The organism is Streptococcus mitis, from assembly GCF_905187535.1.
Taxonomy (GTDB): domain Bacteria; phylum Bacillota; class Bacilli; order Lactobacillales; family Streptococcaceae; genus Streptococcus; species Streptococcus mitis_BS.
In genome coordinates this window covers 1-20914 of sequence record NZ_CAJJIE010000047.1, presented here as the reverse complement: position 1 = coordinate 20914, position 20914 = coordinate 1, and the positions used below count along the sequence as shown (strand labels likewise).

The following is a 20914-nucleotide window of genomic DNA, read 5'->3' as shown; positions in this document are numbered from 1 at the left end:
GCTAGATTTTTCAAGGGGATTAACAAATTTTTGACAAAATCTTTTCCTATAAAAAATTAAATTCAACTTTCACTTTGCAAATTTCATTTTCAGCTTAGTAGTTCACAAAAATATAGTAAATTACGATTTTCCTATTTTATATTAGGCTATTTTTCTTGACTTTACTAGAGTTTTCTTTTAATATATATGTATAAATATATAGGGAGATTTATGATGAACATCTTGCTTTCTAAGACTGAACAAGATTTGCTATTCTTACTGGAAGAATTAACCAAACACCATGATTGGATAGAAATTCCAGACTTGGCTGAGAAACTGAATTTTTCAATAGAAGAATTGCAAGAACACCTTTTTGAGCTTGAGCAATTATTTCCAAACCTCCTGCTTCAATCAAGAAAAAAAGGCATTCAGTTGCAGTTTGACTTCCAAAACACCTTGGATCCCAGGATTGCGATTTTTAAACAATCTGAAACCTATTCTTTTTTGAACCAGTTATTTTTCAATGAGGGACAATCACTCGAGCAAATGTGTCAAGAACTTGTAATGAATTGCGAACGAGTTCAGGAAATCATACAGCATCTAAATACTAAACTTCCCCAACACTATGGCATTAGCATCCAACTTTTCCCTTTAGTCATGGAGGGAATCGAGGAGGACATACGTGCCTTTTATCTAGACTACTTTAGCCAAAGTTACGACTTTCTAGATTGGCCCTTCCCTTCTATTTCTGAAGAATCACTCACTCACTTGATTCAGCTATTTTTGGACGCCCAACAAGTTTCCCCCAACCTCAGTAGCTTACGGCAAATCAAATATACCCTAGCTATCAATCTAGAGCGGTTTAATAAAAGTCACTTCATTGAAAACACTACTCCCCTTTTAACCAGTCACTACAGCACTCTCATGCAAATTCCACAGTTTGAACAAGATATCAAAAAGCTGGCTAGAAAACTCCATTTTGAACCGACAAAGGAAACACTGGAACAGCTATTTTCAAACTCAACCAAATCTCTTCAAATTGCAAACAATCCTAATAATGGAGCACTGGGTGATATTTATCATATTCAAAAATCCTACCGTTTATTGAGTCAAATCTTAGAAGAGTTAGCTAAAGAATTTCACCTACAGATTGAAAATCGCGAGGAATTGATTTGGCTCCTCCACTACACTGCCCAATCTGATTTCTTTCATTTACTCAGTAACCGGTCTCTCGACAGACAGAAATCCCGGATTTTAAGCAATTATCAAGCAGAATTTCCAAAACTATTTGAAGTAAGTCAACATAAATTCCAATCTTATTTTACTGAGATGGGGCTAAACAGTAAGTCAAGTAAGCTACAAGAGATGATCTACACCTTCACCATCCAAGGGCATCGGATTTTAGTCCAACTGCTTCAAAAACTTCCCAAAATACGTGTTTTGGTTATTAGTCATCTGGATAGCCATCATGCACAAAGCCTAATCGATACCCTAACTCACTACGGCAACAATCTTTATCTATTTGATTCTTGGGAAGAATCTACGATTTCTTTCTCAATTCTCAATCAAATCCCGCACGATATTGTTATCACTACCTTTCCTGTCACCAACTCTCCCAAACCACTTATCTACAGTCGTAATTTCTCTACAGCAGAACTATTTTACCACCTCCACCTTCTGTCTTCTCAAATTCATAAAGAAAGACTGGTTAAATCGTAACAAAATCTGTTGCGATTTTTCTTTTATTTTAATTTTAGGAAAACGCTTGCATATTGTTTTACTAAGTGCTATACTGATAAAGAAATTTATTGATTGGAGAATGATTATGAGAAAAACACCATCTCACACTGAGAAAAAAATGGTCTACAGCATCCGTTCCCTCAAGAATGGAACTGGTTCTGTCCTTATTGGAGCAAGCCTTGTCCTACTTGCTATAGCTACACCAACTATCTCAGCTAACGAAAATACTACAACTAGTACAGAAGCTTCGAAGACTATTGTTCAACCAACTACTGGTACAACTGACAGCTCTGGTAAGAACAAAAGTAATATTTCTTCACCTGAAAATGCAAACGCTTCCCTAGAGAAAAAAGAAGAAAAACCTGCAACAGAGCCAACAACTCCTGTTGCAAGCCCAGCCGATTCAGCACCACAAACCGGGCAAGATCGTTCAAATGAGCCAACTACTTCTACGAGTCCAGTAACGACTGAAACTAAGGCAGAAGAGCCAATAGAAGACAACTACTTCCGTATCCATGTCAAAAAGCTTCCTGAAGAAAACAAGGATGCTCAAGGACTATGGACTTGGGACGATGTTGAAAAACCTTCTGAAAACTGGCCTAACGGAGCCCTGTCCTTTAAGGATGCCAAAAAAGATGACTACGGCTACTACCTAGATGTCAAATTAAAGGGAGAACAAGTCAAGAAAATTAGCTTCCTCATCAATAATACAGCTGGGAAAAATCTAACCGGTGATAAATCTGTAGAGAAACTGGCACCAAAAATGAATGAGGCTTGGTTAGACCAAGATTACAAGGTGTTCTCTTACGAGCCACAACCTGCAGGTACCGTTCGCGTCAATTACTACCGTACGGACGGCAACTATGACAAGAAATCTCTCTGGTATTGGGGAGATGCGAAGGAGCCAAGTAGTGGTCAATGGCCTAACGGAACAGACTTTACGGCCACAGGAAAATACGGTCGCTATATCGATATTCCACTCAAAGATGCAGCTAAAGACCTTGGATTTTTATTACTAGACAGAAGCAAGCAAGGAGATGACGTGAAAATCCGTAAAGAAGATTATAAGTTCACAGATTTGAAAAACCATAGCCAAATTTTCCTAAAAGATGATGACGAAACCATCTACACCAACCCCTACTATGTGCACGATATCCGCATGACAGGAGCCCAACACGTAGGAACTTCTAGCATTGAAAGTAGTTTTTCAACACTTGTCGGTGCTAAAAAAGAGGATATCCTAAAACACTCTAACATCACTAATCACCTAGGAGACAAAGTAGCTATTACCGATGTTGCAATAGATGAAGCTGGCAAGAAAGTGACCTACAGCGGAGATTTCTCTGACACAAAACATCCTTATACCGTTAGCTACAACTCTGACAAATTCACTACCAAAACAAGCTGGCGTCTGAAAGACGAAACTTACAGCTATGATGGCAAACTTGGAGCTGACCTAAAAGAAGAAGGAAAACAGGTTGATTTGACCCTTTGGTCACCAAGTGCTGATAAGGTTTCTGTCGTTGTCTACGACAAGAATGACCCTGAAAAAGTAGTTGGAACTGTCGCTCTTGAGAAAGGCGAAAGAGGAACTTGGAAACAAACTCTAGATAGCACAAACAAACTAGGAATCACTGATTTCACTGGATATTATTATCAATATCAAATCGAGCGTCAGGGTAAAACGGTTCTTGCACTCGATCCTTACGCTAAGTCCCTCGCTGCTTGGAATAGTGACGATGCTAAGATTGACGATGCCCATAAAGTGGCTAAAGCCGCCTTTGTAGATCCAGCTAAACTCGGACCTCAAGACTTGACTTATGGTAAGATTCACAACTTCAAGACTCGTGAAGATGCCGTTATCTACGAAGCTCATGTGCGTGACTTCACCTCAGATCCTGCCATTGCAAAAGACTTGACCAAACCATTTGGTACCTTTGAAGCCTTTATCGAAAAACTAGACTACCTCAAAGACTTGGGTGTAACCCACATCCAGCTCCTTCCAGTCTTGTCTTACTACTTTGTCAATGAATTGAAAAATCATGAACGCTTGTCTGACTATGCTTCAAGCAACAGCAATTACAACTGGGGATATGACCCTCAAAACTACTTCTCATTGACTGGTATGTACTCAAGCGATCCTAAGAATCCAGAAAAACGAATTGCAGAATTTAAAAACCTCATCAACGAAATCCACAAACGTGGCATGGGAGCTATTCTGGATGTAGTTTATAACCATACAGCCAAAGTCGATATCTTTGAAGATTTAGAACCAAACTACTACCACTTTATGGATGCTGATGGAACACCTCGAACTAGCTTTGGTGGTGGACGCTTAGGGACAACCCACCATATGACCAAACGGCTCCTAGTTGACTCTATCAAATATCTAGTTGATACCTACAAAGTGGATGGCTTCCGCTTCGATATGATGGGAGACCATGATGCAGCTTCTATCGAAGAAGCCTACAAGGCTGCACGCGCCCTCAATCCTAACCTAATCATGCTGGGTGAAGGTTGGAGAACCTATGCTGGTGATGAAAATATGCCTACTAAAGCTGCTGACCAAGATTGGATGAAACATACCGATACTGTCGCTGTCTTTTCAGATGACATCCGTAACAACCTCAAGTCTGGTTATCCAAACGAAGGTCAACCTGCCTTTATCACAGGTGGAAAACGTGATATCAACACTATCTTCAAAAATCTGATTGCTCAACCAACCAACTTTGAAGCAGACAGCCCTGGAGATGTGATTCAGTATATCGCAGCCCATGATAACTTGACCCTCTTTGACATCATCGCTCAGTCTATCAAAAAAGATCCAAGCAAGGCTGAAAACTATGCTGAAATTCATCGTCGTTTGCGACTTGGAAACCTCATGGTCTTAACAGCTCAAGGAACTCCATTTATCCACTCTGGTCAGGAATATGGACGTACCAAACAATTCCGTGACCCAGCCTACAGAACTCCAGTAGCAGAGGACAAACAACCAAACAAATCTCACTTGTTGCGTGATAAGGACGGCAATCCATTTGACTATCCTTACTTCATCCATGACTCTTACGACTCTAGTGATGCAGTCAACAAGTTTGACTGGACTAAGGCTACAGATGGAAAAGCCTATCCTGAAAATGTCAAGAGTCGTAACTACATGAAAGGGTTGATTGCCCTTCGTCAATCTACAGATGCCTTCCGACTTAAGAGCCTCCAAGATATCAAAGACCGTGTCCACCTCATCACTGTCCCAGGTCAAAATGGCGTGGCAAAAGAGGATGTAGTGATTGGCTATCAAATCACTGCTCCAAATGGGGATATCTACGCAGTCTTTGTCAATGCGGACGAAAAAGCTCGCGAATTTAACTTGGGAACAGCCTTTGCCCACCTCAGAAATGCTGAAGTTTTGGCAGATGAAAACCAAGCAGGACCAGTAGGAATCGCCAACCCGAAAGGACTTGAATGGACTGAAAAAGGCTTGAAATTAAATGCCCTTACAGCTACTGTTCTTCGAATCTCTCAAGGCGGTGCCATCGTTGCCCCAGCTATGGAAGAAAAGCCAGAATTTGACCTTTCCAGCTTAAAACAAGAACAAGGGCAAAATAATGGCCAAGGTACTATTTCAAACCGAGTGGTCAAACCTGAACATCAAGATCCAGCTCCACAAGTTAGACCTGACTCTACTAAACCAGATTCTCCTAAACCAGATGCAGAAGATAAACCTAGCCAAGCTACAACTGATTCACAAACCACACAAACTTCACAACCAGCGCAAGAAGCACAACCATCATCTGTAAGTGAAGCTGTTCAAAATGAATCAGTAGAAAACCCTAGCAAGGAAAATATACCTGCAACCCCAGCTAAACAAGCTGAACTTCCAAATACAGGAACCCAAAACGATAACAAACTCCTATTTGCAGGAATCAGCCTCCTTGCCCTTCTCGGTCTCGGGTTCTTACTAAGAAACAAAAAAGAGAACTAAACCAGCCCTCCTATAGAAAAATCCTCCGAGCATTAATGCTCGGGGGATTGATTTTTGCCCTGATAATCCTATCTATCAAATCATATATTCCACACTATAGGTCGCGTCCGAAAGGATTCGTGCCAAAAATTGCTTGGTTCGTTCTTCTTTTGGACGGCTAAAGAATTCATGGGCATTATTTTCTTCAACAATTCTCCCGCCATCCATAAAAATGACATGGTTGGCCACATCTCTGGCAAAGCCCATCTCATGAGTCACTACTACCATAGTAACCCCTTCTTTGGCTAACTGTTTTAAAACATCCAAAACATCCCCTACCAACTCTGGATCCAAGGCTGATGTTGGCTCATCCAGCAGAATAACCTCTGGTTTCACAGCGATTGCACGGGCAATACCGATTCGTTGTTGCTGGCCTCCAGAAAGCTGAGAAGGATAATAATCTTTATAAGCTAGTAAACCAACTTTTTCTAAGGCAGCTTCCGCACGTTTGGTTGCTTCTTCCTTAGGAATTTTCCGAGCAATCACCAAGCCTTCTAAAATATTTTCCAAGGCTGTTTTATTGGCAAATAAATTATAATGTTGGAAAACAAAAGCGGTCTTTTGGCGAATTTCTAAAATGTCTTTTTTAGTCAATTTTCCAAGGTCGTAGTCTTTGTCAGCAAGCTTCAAAGAACCACTATCAGCCTTTTCTAAATGATTGAGACATCTGAGAAAAGTCGTTTTACCTGATCCAGATGGCCCCAAGATTACAACCACATCCCCTTGGTTGACCTTGAGATTAACATCTTCTAAGACTTGTCTGTCTCCAAATTTTTTTGCAACATGTTCTACTTGTAACATTGTATCCTCCTATGCTAAACCTGTAGTGGACGCTACTTGTCCCTTCTCTCTTCGAATATAGCGTTTCTCTAAGAGTGAAAAGCCCCATTGAATCAATCCGCAAATAAGAATGTACTGTAAAAAGATAACAAAGTATGATTCAAAATACTGATAACCATAAGATGCTTCAACACGGGCAATAGCTGTAATATCCTTAATGGTCATCACAAAGACCAAAGAGGTCCCTTTTACAATATTTATGACTAAATTAGCCAAATTGGGCAGGGCTGAACGCAAGGCCTGTGGAAAAACAATCCTCACATAGGCTTGACTAGTGCTTAAACCAATCGCTTGTGCAGCTTCTAATTGTCCCTTATTCACAGTCAAAATAGCCGAACGTAAGATTTCTGATAAACTACCTGTTGTCATCAAACTATAGATAATAAAAGCATAATAGATAGGATTGAGTTTAAAGATGTCAACATTACTTCCTATGCTTTTAAGAAATTGATTGAGCAAACTCGGAAACAAACTATAGAAGAAAAGAATCAGTAAAATTGGAGGTGTCGCTCTTATAAAAGCTAGATACACGAGGGAGAATGTTCGAACACCTTTCACTTTATATATTTGGCCCAGCGCTAAAAACAAGGCTGGTACAAAACTTAATACCATGGCAACAATCATGATGATCAAGGTAGTCGGTACCCCTTTTAAGGTCTCTAAAAAGGTTTTTGCAATATAGTCTAAATCCATATCCTATCTCCCTTTCGTTTCCAAAGATTTTTCCAACAAGCGACTCAAGAAGGAAACAGCCAAGGCCACACCCCAATAAAGAATGGCAACCGCTGTATAGGTTTCAAGAGAGTAATTCCCCAAATTGCGACTGATTAAGAGATTGCCAGCCCCCATGACATCTACAAAACCAATCGTATAAGCTAGGGCAGCGTCTCGCATCAAATTTAGAATAGCGGTCGTCATATTTGGAAGGGCCACCTGAAAAGCCTGAGGAAAAATGATTCTCCAGAATGTCTGACTAGGTGTCAGACCAATACTGACTCCAGCTTCCATCTGACCTTTTGGAATTGCCTGATAGGAGGCCTTAAACACTTCTGCAATGATAGCCGCAAACAGCAAGACCATAGTAAATAATACGAAGACCGTTTTAGACCAGTTGTTGATATCTAAATTCAACCACCATTTTAAAAATTCAGGTAAACCATAAAAGACTAAAAACAGTAAGACAATCGGGGGAGTACAGCGAAGAGTGAAAATATATCCCTTGGAAAGACCTGCAAAAGTCTTGTCTTCTCCCACTTGTGCCCAAGCCAGTAAGCCACCGAAAAGGGAGCCAAGGATTGTAGTAAAAAAGAGAATGGACAAGGTCATCGGAAGAGCCTGCCATAAGGTGGGTAAAAATTGGAACACTCTTGAAAAATCATATGAAACCATGTAAAACTCTTTCTAATACTCAATGAAAATCAAACTAGGAAACTATCCGCAGGTTGCTCAAAACAGTGTTCTGAGGTTGTGGATAGAACTGACGAAGTCAATAGCCATACCTACGGCAAGGCGACGTTGACCCTAATTGCTTATCTAATCTTTATCAACATAACTAAAGACATCTTCTTTAAAGTATTTTTGAGAAAGTTTAGCTAGAGTACCGTCTTCTTTTAATTCTTTAATCGCTTTTTCATATTCTTTAGCAAACTTCTCGCCCTTTTCATCACGATGAATCAATGGATAGGTTGGGATTCCTTTATATGGGAACCAGCTAAGTTTGTTCGCATATTGGTGATAAGAACCATCCTCAGCTGTCACTGCTTTTTCAAAAGAAAGCTTGATATCAAAGAAGGCATCATAACGTCCTTCTAAAACCCAAGCATAAGCGTCTGCCACTTTGAAAGATTCAGCAGCTGTCAACTCAATTGGTGTATCCTTATGCTTCTCGTTATAACTATTGATGACATTCCACTGGGCATTTTGAGGAGAGATTGGTACTAATTTTCCTTTATTTTTAGCAAAATCATCAATATTCTTATATTTGCCTTCATCTTCTTTTCTGACAGTAAAACCAATAATGCTAGCACCTACTGGCTCAGATGGAATGATGAATTTTTTAGCCCTTTCATCTGTATACCAAGCACCTTTTGTCCCAATATCGTACTTGCCAGACTCAAGCCCAATCAAGAGATCATCATCACTAGTTCCTGTATACTCAAATTTATAATCTGCTAATTTCTCATCAACTGCCTTTAAAACAGCGACTTCATAACCATCTGATTCCCCTTTTTCATCAATAAAATCATAAGGGACATAGTTTTGGGTATGGGCAACCTTTAAAGTTGTTACTTGTCCAGATGAAGCTGCATCTGCACCTTTAGCAGATGCTCCTGCTAAAGTTCTACCAATAATTGTTGCTCCAAGCACTGCCGCAACCGCAACTCCACCAATAATCCATGTTTTCTTACTCATATTCTTCTCCTTTATTTAGCTACTGCTTCTCTCACCCACTGGATACGCTCCACTGCAATATCGCTCGGAATGGTACAATCTGCTCCCAGTATGAGGCCCTCTTTGCCTGTTTCTTCTATCAATCGTTTGGTTTCAGCTTGGATTTCTTCCTTACTGCCTCGATAGAGAAGACCCTCTTTGCCGTTTTCAAATCCTCCCAAAACAGTACGACCCTTGAAAATCTCACGACCTTCTTTTAGACTAATCCCTTCTGGACCAACTGCCCAGTTAAAAACATGAGCTGGATAGTCGGCAAAGATATGAATATCGTTTCGAGCTCCTTCATAGCCACAGATGTGAAGGATATTTACCCCACCAACCGACTTAGCTGCATTTAAAACAGTCAGTTCACTCGGTGCAATAATCTCCTGATATGCTTCAACAGAAACACGCGCATCCTGAATGCTTTGCACACTGAGATAGATACCGTCTGCTCCTGCGTCTCTAATAATAGCTTGACTCAAGCTAGCGATATCTTGTGCAATGACATCGAGGACTTTTTTCAACTTCTGAGGATCTTGAACTAAGAAATCTGCAATAAGGTCATCTCCACCAGATACTTCCCCAAGCAACCATTTGAGGTAGGTCACAGGCGCAAAAATATTATAAATAGCAACAATATCTTCCGTAAACTCCTGCTTAATCTTCTTCACTAACTCTACTTGCTCTCTAATCCACGGATGATCTTCTCCAAGGGGTTCAATCTCTGCCAACTCTTGGAGTGTTTTCCCTTTGGCAATAACTGGATTTGGATAAGCAAAATAGCCATCACTCATCAACTTGATAAAGTCGGGATTTAGTTCACGGATAAATTGTTTGTGACCTTGTATATTCTTTTCAATAATTACAGGATTTGAAAATCCCTTTAACCATTCCTCTTCTGATGTAAAGTGGTGCCAAAAACCGACAGGCACACGATCGACCGCTTCTCCTCTAAATGCTTTTAAAACCCATTCTCTTTTTTCTGACATCTTTATTCTCCATTCCTTTCTTTTTCGACTAATAAAACACTGGCAATATCATTGGTTTGAATAAAGGGAAGACTTCCCTTCTGAAAATCCTGAACTCCATGGCATCTTGGCCCCTCCTTACAAGTAAGTCCCTTGGTGAGGCTAATCGCAAGTAAGATAACAAAGCCGAGGACCGTCCCTACCAATATCCACTTTTTTCTTTTCATAAGGTCCTCCTATTCTAAAACAGCAGCCTGACGAATCCAGTCCAATCTTTCTAATTCAAAGTCATCTGGAACCGTGCAATCCGCTCCAAGAAGGACTCCTCTAGTCCCAGCTTCAGCCAACAAGCGTTTGGTTTCCTCTTGTAGTTCAGCCTTCGTACCTCCATAAAGCAGGCTCTGCTTCCCATTTTCAAAACCACCCAAGACCGCTTTGCCATGAAATAGCTCCTGACCTTGAGGCAAACTGACTGCTTCATGGTGGGTTGCCCAGTTGAAAACTTGGGCTGGATAATCTTTGAAAATAGTTACATCGTTACTGGCACCTTGGAAACCACAGATATGCAGGATATTTACCCCACCTGCCTGATTAGCAGCTTCTAAAACTTTTATGTTGCTTGGCTCGATATAGGTCTGGTACAACTCTGGTGTGATGCGCTCATCCTGAATTTCTTGCGTACTGAGGTAAATCCCATCCGCTCCACCATCCTGAATGATTTTCTTAGTTAGGATAGCGATATCCTCAGCTATCACATCTAAAATCTCCCTGAATAGCTCTGGATTTTCAAGAAAAAGATCTGCAACCTCCTTATCACCTCTAGAAGTTTCTGTACGAAACCAGCGTTTCAGGTAGGAAATTGGAGAAAAGATATTGTAGAATGAAGCAATTTCCTCAGTGAAGGTCGCTCGAATGGCTTTTACCACTTCTACTTGTTGCTGAATCCAAGGATGGTTTTCACCAATCGACTCAATAGAAGCCAACTCCTGAACACTTGCAACAGAAGGACTATAGACATTACTTGGATAAATGAAAAATCCGTCACTCATTATTTTGACAAAGTCAGGATGGATTCTTTCAACGTACTGCCGATGCCCCTCTACACTTTTTTGAAAGATACGTGGGTTATTTAAACCTTGCCCTTTTTCCTCCAGTGTTACAAAATGAAACCAAAAGCCTACAGGAACTCGTTCCACCTCTTCTCCTCGGATGGCTCTTAAAACTAACTCTCTTTTACTTGTCATACTTTTCTCCTTCCATTTGGATTGAAACCATCTTACCACTCCTTTTCGCCTTTTCCCAATATATATTGACTATCAACTTGATTGAGATTTTTTATATCAATAGACAAAAAAATCTCTGGAAAGCTTGATTTTACTAGCTTTTCAGAGATTCTTTTTTGTTTATTGCTTTTTTAAAATAGTTGTTATATAGATTTTTTATCAGTCTGATTAGGATTTTTTATTAAACCTCTTTCATGGCAAAGTAAGCCCGTACTTTTGGAGCCACTTGCGTGCCGAAGAGTTCAATAGCTCTCAGGACTTGTTCATGAGGCATAGAACCAAGAGGTAGGTGCAACATAAAGCGGTCCAAACCTAAGTCTTCAATCATGCGAATCAATTTTTCTGCTACCTGATCAGGATTACCCACAAACATGGCTCCATCTGGTCCAACCTGTTCAAGGTATTGTTCATAACGCAACTCCTGCCAGTGAGGACGGTCTTTGGAAATCGCATCTACCACTTGCTTGGTCGGATGGAAATAATCTTTCACCGCTTGCTCGCCATCCTCAGCAATCCACCCCCAAGAATGGACTCCAACCTTTAGTTCATGACTGGCATGGCCCGCTTCGCTCCCAATCTCACGATAAGCCTCAATCAACTTTTTAAAATAACGAGGATTGCCACCAATAATAGCATAGACAATCGGCAGCCCCGCCTGAGCAATCTTCACTGTTGATTCGACATGACCACCTGTCGCTATCCACAAGGGTAATTTGCCCTGAACTGGACGGGGATAAACTTCTTTGCCAGATATTGTTTGGGTCAATCGTCCTTGCCGGTCTATCTTGGTCTTCTCATTGACTAACTGGAGCAAGTCTAATTTCTCATCAAAAAGGGCTTCGTAGTCTTTCAAATCATAGCCAAACAGAGGGAAGGATTCCGTGAAAGAGCCCCTTCCAGCCATAATCTCTGCACGTCCATTTGACAAAGCATCGATAGTGGCATACTGTTGGAACAAACGAATCGGGTCCATGCTTGAGAGAATGCTGACTGCACTGGTCAAACGGATTTTTTGGGTATTAACTGCCCCAGCTGCCAGAACAATCTCTGGAGCCGACACTGCAAAATCCGCTCGATGGTGCTCACCAATCCCATACACGTCCAAACCAACCTTATCAGCCAGTTCAATCTCTGCCACCAACTGACGAATGCGTTCGGCATGACTGTAAGTTTGCCCAGTCCCTTTAAGCTCCGTTGTTTCCCCAAATGTTGAAATTCCCAATTCTACCATTGTGATTCTCCCTGTCTATTTCTATCCTTCAATTTGAAGAATTATTCTAACACGAATCTTGAGGACAAGCAACCAATCTGCTCACAAGAAAAAGCCTAGATAACTAGACTTTTTTAGTTTATTCTACCGTTACTGACTTAGCAAGGTTACGTGGTTTGTCCACATCAAGTCCACGGTGGAGTGTTGCAAAGTAAGCGACCAATTGAGTTGGTACAACCATTGAAATCGGTGAGAGGTAAGGGTGTACAGTCGTAAGAACGATGTCGTCTGTATCTTTAGCAACATTTTCTTCTGCGATAGTGAGGACTTTGGCACCACGGGCTGCCACCTCTTGGATATTTCCGCGAGTGTGGTTGGCAAGAACTGGATCTGACAAGAGGGCCAAGACAGGCGTTCCTTCTTCAATCAAGGCAATAGTTCCGTGCTTAAGTTCTCCTGCCGCAAAGCCTTCACACTGGATATAAGAAATCTCTTTAAGTTTGAGACTTGCTTCCATGGCTACATAGTAATCTTGACCACGCCCGATGTAAAAGGCGTTGCGAGTTGTTTCAAGAAGCTCACGAACCTTGGCTTCAATGGTTTCTTTCTCTGAAAGAGTTGATTCGATAGACTGAGCTACGATTGACAACTCATGAACCAAGTCAAAGTCTTGCGCTTTAACATTGCCGTTCGCTTCTCCAACTGCTTTTGCTAGGAAGGCAAGAGCTGCAATTTGCGCTGTATAGGCCTTGGTTGATGCCACGGCAATTTCAGGACCTGCATGAAGAAGCATAGTATGGTTAGCTTCACGAGAAAGAGTTGAGCCTGGTACGTTTGTCACTGTCAAGCTTGGAATTCCCATTTCATTAGCCTTGACCAAAACTTGACGGCTATCCGCTGTTTCACCAGACTGGCTGATAAAGATGAAAAGTGGTTTCTTGCTGAGGAGTGGCATACCATAGCCCCACTCAGAAGAGATTCCAAGCTCAACTGGTGTATCCGTCAATTCTTCCAGCATCTTCTTCGAAGCAAATCCTGCGTGGTAAGATGTTCCAGCTGCAAGGATGTAGATACGGTCTGCGTCTTGAACAGCCTTGATGATAGCTGGGTCTACGACAACTTGACCAGCCTCATCTGTGTAGGCTTGGATGAGTTTACGCATAACCGTTGGTTGCTCATCAATTTCTTTAAGCATGTAGTAAGGGTAAGTTCCCTTACCGATATCAGACAAGTCAAGCTCCGCAGTGTAGCTAGCACGATCACGACTGTTGCCATCATAGTCTTGAACTTCCACGCGATCAGCCTTAACGATGACCAACTCTTGGTCATGAATTTCCATGTATTGGTTGGTCTCACGAATCATAGCCATCGCATCTGAGCAGACCATATTGTAGCCTTCCCCAAGACCAATCAAAAGTGGTGATTTATTTTTAGCTACGTAGATGACTTCAGGATCTTGTGAGTCAACCAAGGCAAAAGCATAAGAACCACGGATGATGTGAAGAGCTTTTTTGAAGGCTTCAAGAACTGACAAGCCATCTTCTTCTGCAAATTTTCCAATCAAGTGAACGGCGATTTCCGTATCTGTTTGCCCTTTGAAGTGGTGACCTGCAAGGTATTCTTCCTTGATTTCAAGGTAGTTCTCAATCACCCCATTGTGCACCAAAACAAAACGTTCTGTCTCAGAACGGTGTGGGTGAGCATTGTCTTCCGTTGGTTTCCCGTGAGTCGCCCAACGAGTATGTCCTATACCAGTCGTTCCCTCAACACCAGCTGTCTTAGCAGACAATTCTGCAATACGACCGACAGCCTTGACTAGGTGATTTTCAGCACCACCTAGGACAAAAATTCCCGCAGAATCATAGCCACGGTATTCGAGCTTTTCAAGCCCTTGAATCAAAATATCAGTTGCATTTGTGTTGCCAACAACACCAACAATTCCACACATAGTATATACGACACAGGCAAGCTGTGCTTTCTCCTTAAAATTGGTATAGTCTAATTCCTCTTTTATAGAATCAGCAAAAACAGTATATACTTGTTTCTTTCACTTGTCAAGAGTAAAAATTGGTATAGTTCATATCAACTTCTTATAAATAAAAAACTCTGACCAATTTGGATAATCAGTCAGAGTTCTTTTTAAAATCCATTATTATCGCTTAATTCCTTGAACCAGTGCCCTGATTTTTTCAGACGACGTTCTTGCGTTTCCAAGTCTAATTCGACCAAACCATAGCGGTTTTTATAGCTGTTGAGCCATGACCAACAATCGATAAAGGTCCAAATCAAGTAGCCCTTACAATTGGCTCCATCTTCAATAGCACGGTGCAGTTCGCGAAGATGACCTTTTGCAAAGTCAATACGATAATCATCTTGAATCATTCCATCTTGACGGAATTTTTCCTCTCCTTCAACACCCATACCATTCTCTGTCAACATCCACTCGATATTGCCATAATTTTCCTTGATATTTTGTGCAATGTCATAAATCCCTTGCTCATAAATCTCCCAGCCACGGTGAGGATTGATTTTACGTCCAGGCATCACATAAGGCTCGTAAAAATGTTCTGGTAAGAGTGGACTCTCTGGATGCTTAGCAAATCGAGGCGCCATAACACGCAAAGGTTGATAGTAGTTGACACCAAGAAAATCTACCGTATTGTCACGAATGAGCTCCAACTCCTCCTCTGTAGTATCAGGTAAAAGACCGTGTTCATGCAAGAGTTCTACCAACTCCTGTGGATAAGTCCCCAAAACAGACGGGTCTAAGAAAGATTGGGCCTGAAAAAGGTCCGCAATATGAGCAGCCTTGACATCGGCAGGATGCTGGCTACGTGGATAAGCCGGTGTCAAGTTGAGGACAATCCCAATTTTGGAATTAGGTAAGAGTTCATGACAAGCCTTAACCGCCCGACTGCTAGCCAATTGTGTATGATAAGCTACTTTAACGGCTGCCTCTGCATCCACCTTATGTGGATAATGGGCATCGTAAAAATAGCCAAACTCTACAGGAACGATGGGCTCGTTAAAGGTAATCCATTGATCCACTAAATCTCCATAAGTCTCAAAACAAAAACGAGCATAGTCTTCATAGGCTGAGACAGTTGCCTTATTTTCCCAACCATCACCATCCTCTTGAAGGGCAAAAGGCAAATCAAAATGATAAAGATTGACTAAAAGACGAATCCCCTTAGCCTTAATAGCCTCAAAAACCTTACGATAAAAATCCACACCTTGAGGATTGACTTTTCCACAGCCTTGTGGAAAAATCCGTGACCACTGGATAGAAGTCCGAAAGGCTGTGTGACCAGTTTCTACCAGTAGCTCAATATCCTTCTCCCAGTTTTCATAAAAGGTTGATGTTTTATCTGGACCAATCCCATTATAGTAACGATTTGGCTCCACTTGGTACCAATAATCCCAGAGATTATCTCCCTTACCGTCACCAGCTACACGTCCTTCTGTTTGTGGTCCAGAAGTAGAGGATCCCCAGACAAAATCCTTTGGAAATCTTAGCATACATTTACCTCTTTATCTACTCATTTTTCCCATTATACAGAAAAAACAAGGTAAAAACTAGTTACATTTTTTCCTTGTTTTTCTTCTGATTATAGTTTTTATTTCTTACTGAGGATTTCAAGTGTTTCAAGCAAGTTATCTGCATGAACTTCGATGGTGTCACCAGTCGCTTTAATCTTAACTTCTACGATGCCATCGGCCGCTTTTTTACCAACAGTGATACGAATCGGCAATCCAATCAAGTCGCTATCACTGAATTTGACTCCGACACGTTCGTTACGGTCGTCTGTCAAGACTTCGTAACCTGCTCCCATCAAACTTGCTTCAAGTTTTTCTGTCAAGGCTTGCGCTTCTTCGTCCTTGATATTGACAGTGATCAAGTGAACATCAAATGGCGCCAATTCTTTAGGGAAGTTGATTCCCCAAGCGTAACGGTATTCACCTTTTGGCGTTTTGTTAACAAAGAGGCGAGCGTGTTGCTCCATCACTGCTGACAGGAGACGACTGACACCGATACCATAACATCCCATGATAATTGGCACAGCACGGCCATTTTCATCCAAAACATCTGCTCCCATGCTTGCTGAATAGCGAGTGCCGAGTTTGAAGATGTGACCAATTTCGATACCACGCGCAAAGTTAAGAACACCTTGTCCGTCTGGAGAGATTTCACCCTCACGCACTTCACGGATATCGACATACTCGGCAGTGAAGTCACGACCCGGGTTGACACCAGTCAAGTGGTACCCATCTTCGTTAGCACCTACAACAGCATTGCGGCTATCTTGCACCTTGCGGTCAGCAATAATCTTAACATTTTCTGGCAGATTGACTGGGCCAAGTGAACCAAAGTCCGCTCCCAACAATTCTTTCACTTCTGCCTCAGTTGCAGGTTCTAAGAAATCTGCACCAAGGTAGTTTTTCAATTTGACTTCATTGAGTTGGTCATTGCCAACGAGTAGGGCTGCAACAAGCTCACCATCCGCCATGTAGAAGAGAGTTTTAATCGTTTGTTCTTCTGGAACGTTGAGGAAGGCTGCAACTTCATCGATTGATTTAACATCTGGTGTTGCAACACGAGTCACTTCTTCTTCCGCGACAACACGATTGCTTGGTTTGTACTCGTTTGTTGCCATTTCCAAGTTAGCCGCATAGCTAGATTCACTTGAGTAAGCAATGGTATCTTCACCAGAGACCATCCATTTAAGCAATTCTGCCTTGATTTCTTCTTGCACTTCCGCAGGAATTTCGTCAAATGAGGCAACTGACTTGTCCAAGACAACCCATCGATCAAGGTCTGTACGAGCAGGTGTAATAGCCATAAATTCTTGGCTGTCCTTACCACCCATGGCTCCACCGTCACCGATGATAGCCTTGAAGTCCAATCCACTACGATTGAAAATACGCTCATAAGCAGCCTTGTACTCATCATAAACACTGTCCAAACTATCATAGTTAGCGTGGAAACTGTAAGCATCTTTCATGATAAACTCACGTGTACGGAGAAGTCCATTGCGTGGGCGTTTTTCATCACGATATTTAGGCTGGATTTGGTAAAGGTTGAGTGGCAATTGCTTGTAAGACTTAACAGAATCACGGACAATAGCTGTAAAGGTTTCTTCGTGAGTTGGACCTAGGATAAAGTCTGATTTTTCACGGTTTTTTAGCTTGTAGAGGTCTTCACCATAAGTTTCGTAACGACCTGATTCGCGCCACAACTCTGCACTAAGAAGGGCAGGAGCCAACATCTCAACGGCACCAATCTTGTCAAACTCTTGGCGCATGATGTTTTTGGCTTTTTCAATCACACGGTTGGCAAGTGGTAAGTAAGAATAAACACCTGCTGAGACTTGACGAACATAACCAGCTCGCAACATAAGAGCATGGCTGATAACTTGAGCATCGCTTGGCATTTCGCGAAGCGTTGGGATAGGCATTTTACTTTGTTTCATAATATTCCTCGATTATCTAAAAAAGAGTCGCATAATGTCATTCCAGGTCACAGCAATCATCAAGACAACCATGATGACCACTCCGGCCAAGGTGACATAGGTTTCAATTTCTTGTTTCAATGGTTTACGGCGAATAGCTTCCAGGATGTTGAGCACAATCTTACCACCATCCAGAGCTGGAATCGGAATCAGATTAAAAATCCCAATATTGATAGAAATCACTGCCAAAAAGTACAAGACATTTTCAATTCCATTTTTAGCAGCATCACTACTTGCCTTAAAGATGGCAACAGGTCCACCTAGCTTGTTCAAATCCGGTTGAAAAATCAGATTTTTCAGTTCCGATAGAATTCGGAGCGCCGAGTCAGCAGCAGTTGTAAAACCACCTACAAACATGGACAGAAAATCTGACTTAATCCCCGGTTGAACACCTAGAAGGTATCGACCTTGATTTTCTTCTGGAGTAACAGTGACTTGTTTGTCACTACCATTTTCAGAGATAGTCACATCCAAGGTCGGGGCCGTCTTATCTTTGGTTTCTGTTTCCACAGCCTGAATCAAACTTTCCCAGTTGCTAACCTCATGTGAGCCAATCTTGGTAATCTGTGCCGTTTCTGGCACTCCTACCTTAGCTAAGGCCCCTTGTGGCATGACATGGAACTGATTGGTAGCAACATCTCTGACACCACCTTGCATGAAGATTAAAATCCAGAAAACAACAACACCTAAGATAAAGTTGTTCATAGGTCCTGCAAAGTTGGTAATCAGTTTGCCCCAGATAGTCGCATTTTGATATTGAACATCCAAGGGAGCAATCCGAACCTCCGTTCCATCTGCTTCCACAACCGTTGCATCGTGATCCACTGCAAATGTTTTTTCTTCTTCCAGAACCAAGCCCTTGATAAAGAGCTTGTCTTCAAAATCAAACTGGGTCACCTGCATAGGAAGAGCTGTTTGATCCAATTTTTTACCTGAAAGATTGATGCGCTTAACCTTACCATCATCAGCAAGAGTCAAACTGACAGGAGTTCCTGTCTTGATTTCAGTTGTATCATCACCCCAACCGGCCATGCGAACATAGCCACCCAGAGGCAAGATTCGAATGGTATAGGCCGTTCCATCCTTGCCAATGTGAGCAAAGATTTTGGGACCCATACCAATGGCAAATTCACGCACTAGAATCCCTGATTTCTTGGCAAAGTAGAAATGTCCGAACTCGTGCACCACTACAATAATCCCAAAAACCAGAATAAAGGTTAAAATTCCGAGCATAGTATTTCCTCCGTCTTTTGATTAAAAGAGTCCAAACAAGTGCATAATTGGAAATACAAGCAACATACTATCGAAACGATCCAAAACACCACCATGTCCAGGAATAAATTTCCCAGAATCCTTGACACCAAAGTGACGCTTGATCGAACTTTCTAGTAAATCACCAAATTGTCCAGCAATGCTAAAGAAAATAGCAAAGACTGACATCTTGTAAATTCCATACGGAAGAGCAACTGTTCTGTCAAACATCATAAAGATGATAGTTACTAAAATAGCACCTAAAATACCACCCAAGGCACCCTCAAAGGTTTTATTTGGAGAAACTGTCGGAGCTAATTTTCGTTTACCATAGTTCATCCCAACAAGATAGGCACCACTGTCTGTTGCCCAAACAATACACAAGGCTAATAGTGCCTTATCTAAACCTGCAATTCTAGCATCTAATAGAGCATTAAAACCAAAGCCCACATAGAAACTCATAGCAAGAGGGAAAACCGCATCCTCAATCGTATAGGACTTGCTAAACACAGTCGTTCCTAACATGATTGAAATCAAAACACTATAGGCAACCACATTCCCATCAACTGGCAAAAAAGTCAGGTAATTCTCCAAGGGAATGGTCAAGGCAAAGGTTGCAAAGAGGGTCAAGAGGCCCTCCATCGTCATGGTCTCTAGACCTCTCATCTTCAAAAGTTCATGCATGGCTAGCATGGCTATGATTCCAATTGCTATCTGCAGCAAGAGTCCCCCAATCATTAAAATTGGTAGGAAAATAGCCAGGGCAATCCCTGCAAACAAGGTTCTTTTCTGTAAATCCTGTGTCATATTTCCTCCTAAACTCCTCCAAATCGGCGATGACGACGATTGTAGGCAAGAATGGCTTCCTGCAAGGCCGCCTCGTCAAAATCAGGCCACAAGGTATCCGTAAAATAGAGCTCACTGTAGGCTCCCTGCCATGGAAGGAAATTGCTCAAACGCAATTCTCCACTAGTACGGATAATCAAGTCTGGGTCTCGTAACTCCTTAGGCAAATGCTGGGTAAAGAGATAGTTGCCAATCAATTCCTCTGTGATGTCACCTGGGTTGATTTTGGCATCTAACACATCCTGGGAAATCAACTTAAGGGCCTGTGTAATCTCAGCACGTCCACCATAGTTAAGGGCAAAATTAAGAATCAATCCTGTGTTGTTCTTAGTCAATTCCTCAGCCTTGGTCAGAGCTTCAAAAGTTTGCTTAGGTAGGCGGTCTGTCTCCCCAATCATTTGAATCTTAACATTATTCGCATGCAATTCCGGGACATAATTATCATAAAACTCTACTGGCAAGTTCATGATAAACTTGACTTCCTGATCTGGACGGGTCCAATTTTCCGTAGAAAAAGCATAAACTGTAATCACCTTGACGCCTAGTTTGTTGGCTGCCTTGGTCACAGTTTGCAATGCTTCCATGCCCGCCTTGTGTCCGAAGACTCGCGGTTGCATACGTTTTTTAGCCCAACGGCCATTGCCATCCATGATGATGCCGATATGAGCAGGAACCTGTGTCGGAACCTCTACTTCCACAGCCTTATCTTTCTTAAAAAATCCAAACATGATCTTATTCCTATTCAAAAATCTATCGTTTCATTATACCATATTTCCCTATTTTCTTCTATCACTAAGCTATTTATACTCTTCGAAAATCAAATTCAAACCACGTCA

Annotated in this window: 16 protein-coding genes; 2 read left to right on the top strand and 14 right to left on the bottom strand. The window is 41.7% G+C overall.

The genetic code is table 11. The features are described from left to right. The first annotated feature begins 213 nt into the window (after positions 1-213). Together JQ841_RS05015 and JQ841_RS05010 are read left to right on the top strand one after the other, a co-directional pair. The gene (locus JQ841_RS05015; RefSeq protein WP_203180382.1) at positions 214-1698 is read left to right on the top strand and encodes an AcpB/EbpR/MafR family transcriptional regulator; all 1485 of its coding nucleotides are present in this window, start codon (positions 214-216) and stop codon (positions 1696-1698) included. A gap of 106 nt (positions 1699-1804) precedes the next feature. Beyond that, complete coding sequence (locus JQ841_RS05010) at positions 1805-5698, top strand: pullulanase (RefSeq protein ID WP_203180306.1); 3894 nt, start codon at positions 1805-1807, stop codon at positions 5696-5698. Positions 5699-5773: 75 nt separating this feature from the next. Here JQ841_RS05010 and JQ841_RS05005 read toward each other — a convergent pair whose 3' ends face one another. From JQ841_RS05005 to JQ841_RS04940, 14 genes are all read right to left on the bottom strand, one after another. Then, positions 5774-6538, bottom strand: a complete 765-nt coding sequence (locus JQ841_RS05005; protein ID WP_203180305.1) for an amino acid ABC transporter ATP-binding protein — start codon at positions 6536-6538, stop codon at positions 5774-5776. Positions 6539-6547: 9 nt separating this feature from the next. Continuing rightward, a complete protein-coding gene (locus JQ841_RS05000) occupies positions 6548-7270 on the bottom strand; it encodes an amino acid ABC transporter permease (RefSeq protein WP_203180304.1) in 723 nt (240 codons plus the stop codon). Between the two features lie 3 nt (positions 7271-7273). Beyond that, complete coding sequence (locus JQ841_RS04995) at positions 7274-7966, bottom strand: amino acid ABC transporter permease (protein WP_004256697.1); 693 nt, start codon at positions 7964-7966, stop codon at positions 7274-7276. A 144-nt stretch (positions 7967-8110) separates the two neighbouring features. Then, positions 8111-8989: a transporter substrate-binding domain-containing protein gene (locus JQ841_RS04990; RefSeq protein WP_203180303.1), complete on the bottom strand. Its 879-nt coding sequence runs from the start codon at positions 8987-8989 to the stop codon at positions 8111-8113. An 11-nt stretch (positions 8990-9000) separates the two neighbouring features. Next, positions 9001-9999 (bottom strand): uroporphyrinogen decarboxylase family protein, encoded by a 999-nt coding sequence (locus JQ841_RS04985; RefSeq protein ID WP_203180302.1) that lies wholly within the window; start codon positions 9997-9999, stop codon positions 9001-9003. A 2-nt stretch (positions 10000-10001) separates the two neighbouring features. Then, positions 10002-10205, bottom strand: coding sequence for a hypothetical protein (locus tag JQ841_RS04980; RefSeq protein ID WP_203180301.1), 204 nt, complete (start codon positions 10203-10205; stop codon positions 10002-10004). Between the two features lie 9 nt (positions 10206-10214). Then, a complete protein-coding gene (locus JQ841_RS04975) occupies positions 10215-11222 on the bottom strand; it encodes a uroporphyrinogen decarboxylase family protein (protein WP_203180300.1) in 1008 nt (335 codons plus the stop codon). Between the two features lie 220 nt (positions 11223-11442). Further along, positions 11443-12492 (bottom strand): LLM class flavin-dependent oxidoreductase, encoded by a 1050-nt coding sequence (locus JQ841_RS04970; protein ID WP_203180299.1) that lies wholly within the window; start codon positions 12490-12492, stop codon positions 11443-11445. 118 nt (positions 12493-12610) lie between these two features. Continuing rightward, positions 12611-14419, bottom strand: a complete 1809-nt coding sequence (gene glmS, locus JQ841_RS04965; protein WP_203180298.1) for a glutamine--fructose-6-phosphate transaminase (isomerizing) — start codon at positions 14417-14419, stop codon at positions 12611-12613. Between the two features lie 191 nt (positions 14420-14610). Further along, positions 14611-15990, bottom strand: a complete 1380-nt coding sequence (bglA, locus tag JQ841_RS04960; protein WP_203180297.1) for a 6-phospho-beta-glucosidase — start codon at positions 15988-15990, stop codon at positions 14611-14613. 98 nt (positions 15991-16088) lie between these two features. Further along, complete coding sequence (locus tag JQ841_RS04955; RefSeq protein ID WP_203180296.1) at positions 16089-17942, bottom strand: proline--tRNA ligase; 1854 nt, start codon at positions 17940-17942, stop codon at positions 16089-16091. A gap of 12 nt (positions 17943-17954) precedes the next feature. Then, entirely contained in the window at positions 17955-19214 is a 1260-nt protein-coding gene (rseP, locus tag JQ841_RS04950) for an RIP metalloprotease RseP (RefSeq protein WP_203180295.1), read from the bottom strand. Positions 19215-19235: 21 nt separating this feature from the next. Next, on the bottom strand, positions 19236-20039 hold the full coding sequence (locus tag JQ841_RS04945; RefSeq protein ID WP_000189852.1) for a phosphatidate cytidylyltransferase: 804 nt from the start codon (positions 20037-20039) through the stop codon (positions 19236-19238). Positions 20040-20047: 8 nt separating this feature from the next. Beyond that, a complete protein-coding gene (locus JQ841_RS04940; RefSeq protein WP_000466722.1) occupies positions 20048-20806 on the bottom strand; it encodes an isoprenyl transferase in 759 nt (252 codons plus the stop codon). Positions 20807-20914 lie beyond the last annotated feature (108 nt).

Excerpts from the sequence above, each read along its gene's own strand:
- JQ841_RS05015 (WP_203180382.1), top strand. The coding sequence starts at position 214 with ATGAACATCTTGCTTTCTAAGACTGAACAAGATTTGCTATTCTTACTG.
- JQ841_RS05010 (WP_203180306.1), top strand. The coding sequence starts at position 1,805 with ATGAGAAAAACACCATCTCACACTGAGAAAAAAATGGTCTACAGCATC.
- JQ841_RS05005 (WP_203180305.1), bottom strand. The coding sequence starts at position 6,538 with ATGTTACAAGTAGAACATGTTGCAAAAAAATTTGGAGACAGACAAGTC.
- JQ841_RS05000 (WP_203180304.1), bottom strand. The coding sequence starts at position 7,270 with ATGGATTTAGACTATATTGCAAAAACCTTTTTAGAGACCTTAAAAGGG.
- JQ841_RS04995 (WP_004256697.1), bottom strand. The coding sequence starts at position 7,966 with ATGGTTTCATATGATTTTTCAAGAGTGTTCCAATTTTTACCCACCTTA.
- JQ841_RS04990 (WP_203180303.1), bottom strand. The coding sequence starts at position 8,989 with ATGAGTAAGAAAACATGGATTATTGGTGGAGTTGCGGTTGCGGCAGTG.
- JQ841_RS04985 (WP_203180302.1), bottom strand. The coding sequence starts at position 9,999 with ATGTCAGAAAAAAGAGAATGGGTTTTAAAAGCATTTAGAGGAGAAGCG.
- JQ841_RS04980 (WP_203180301.1), bottom strand. The coding sequence starts at position 10,205 with ATGAAAAGAAAAAAGTGGATATTGGTAGGGACGGTCCTCGGCTTTGTT.
- JQ841_RS04975 (WP_203180300.1), bottom strand. The coding sequence starts at position 11,222 with ATGACAAGTAAAAGAGAGTTAGTTTTAAGAGCCATCCGAGGAGAAGAG.
- JQ841_RS04970 (WP_203180299.1), bottom strand. The coding sequence starts at position 12,492 with ATGGTAGAATTGGGAATTTCAACATTTGGGGAAACAACGGAGCTTAAA.
- glmS (WP_203180298.1), bottom strand. The coding sequence starts at position 14,419 with ATGTGTGGAATTGTTGGTGTTGTTGGCAACACAAATGCAACTGATATT.
- bglA (WP_203180297.1), bottom strand. The coding sequence starts at position 15,990 with ATGCTAAGATTTCCAAAGGATTTTGTCTGGGGATCCTCTACTTCTGGA.
- JQ841_RS04955 (WP_203180296.1), bottom strand. The coding sequence starts at position 17,942 with ATGAAACAAAGTAAAATGCCTATCCCAACGCTTCGCGAAATGCCAAGC.
- rseP (WP_203180295.1), bottom strand. The coding sequence starts at position 19,214 with ATGCTCGGAATTTTAACCTTTATTCTGGTTTTTGGGATTATTGTAGTG.
- JQ841_RS04945 (WP_000189852.1), bottom strand. The coding sequence starts at position 20,039 with ATGACACAGGATTTACAGAAAAGAACCTTGTTTGCAGGGATTGCCCTG.
- JQ841_RS04940 (WP_000466722.1), bottom strand. The coding sequence starts at position 20,806 with ATGTTTGGATTTTTTAAGAAAGATAAGGCTGTGGAAGTAGAGGTTCCG.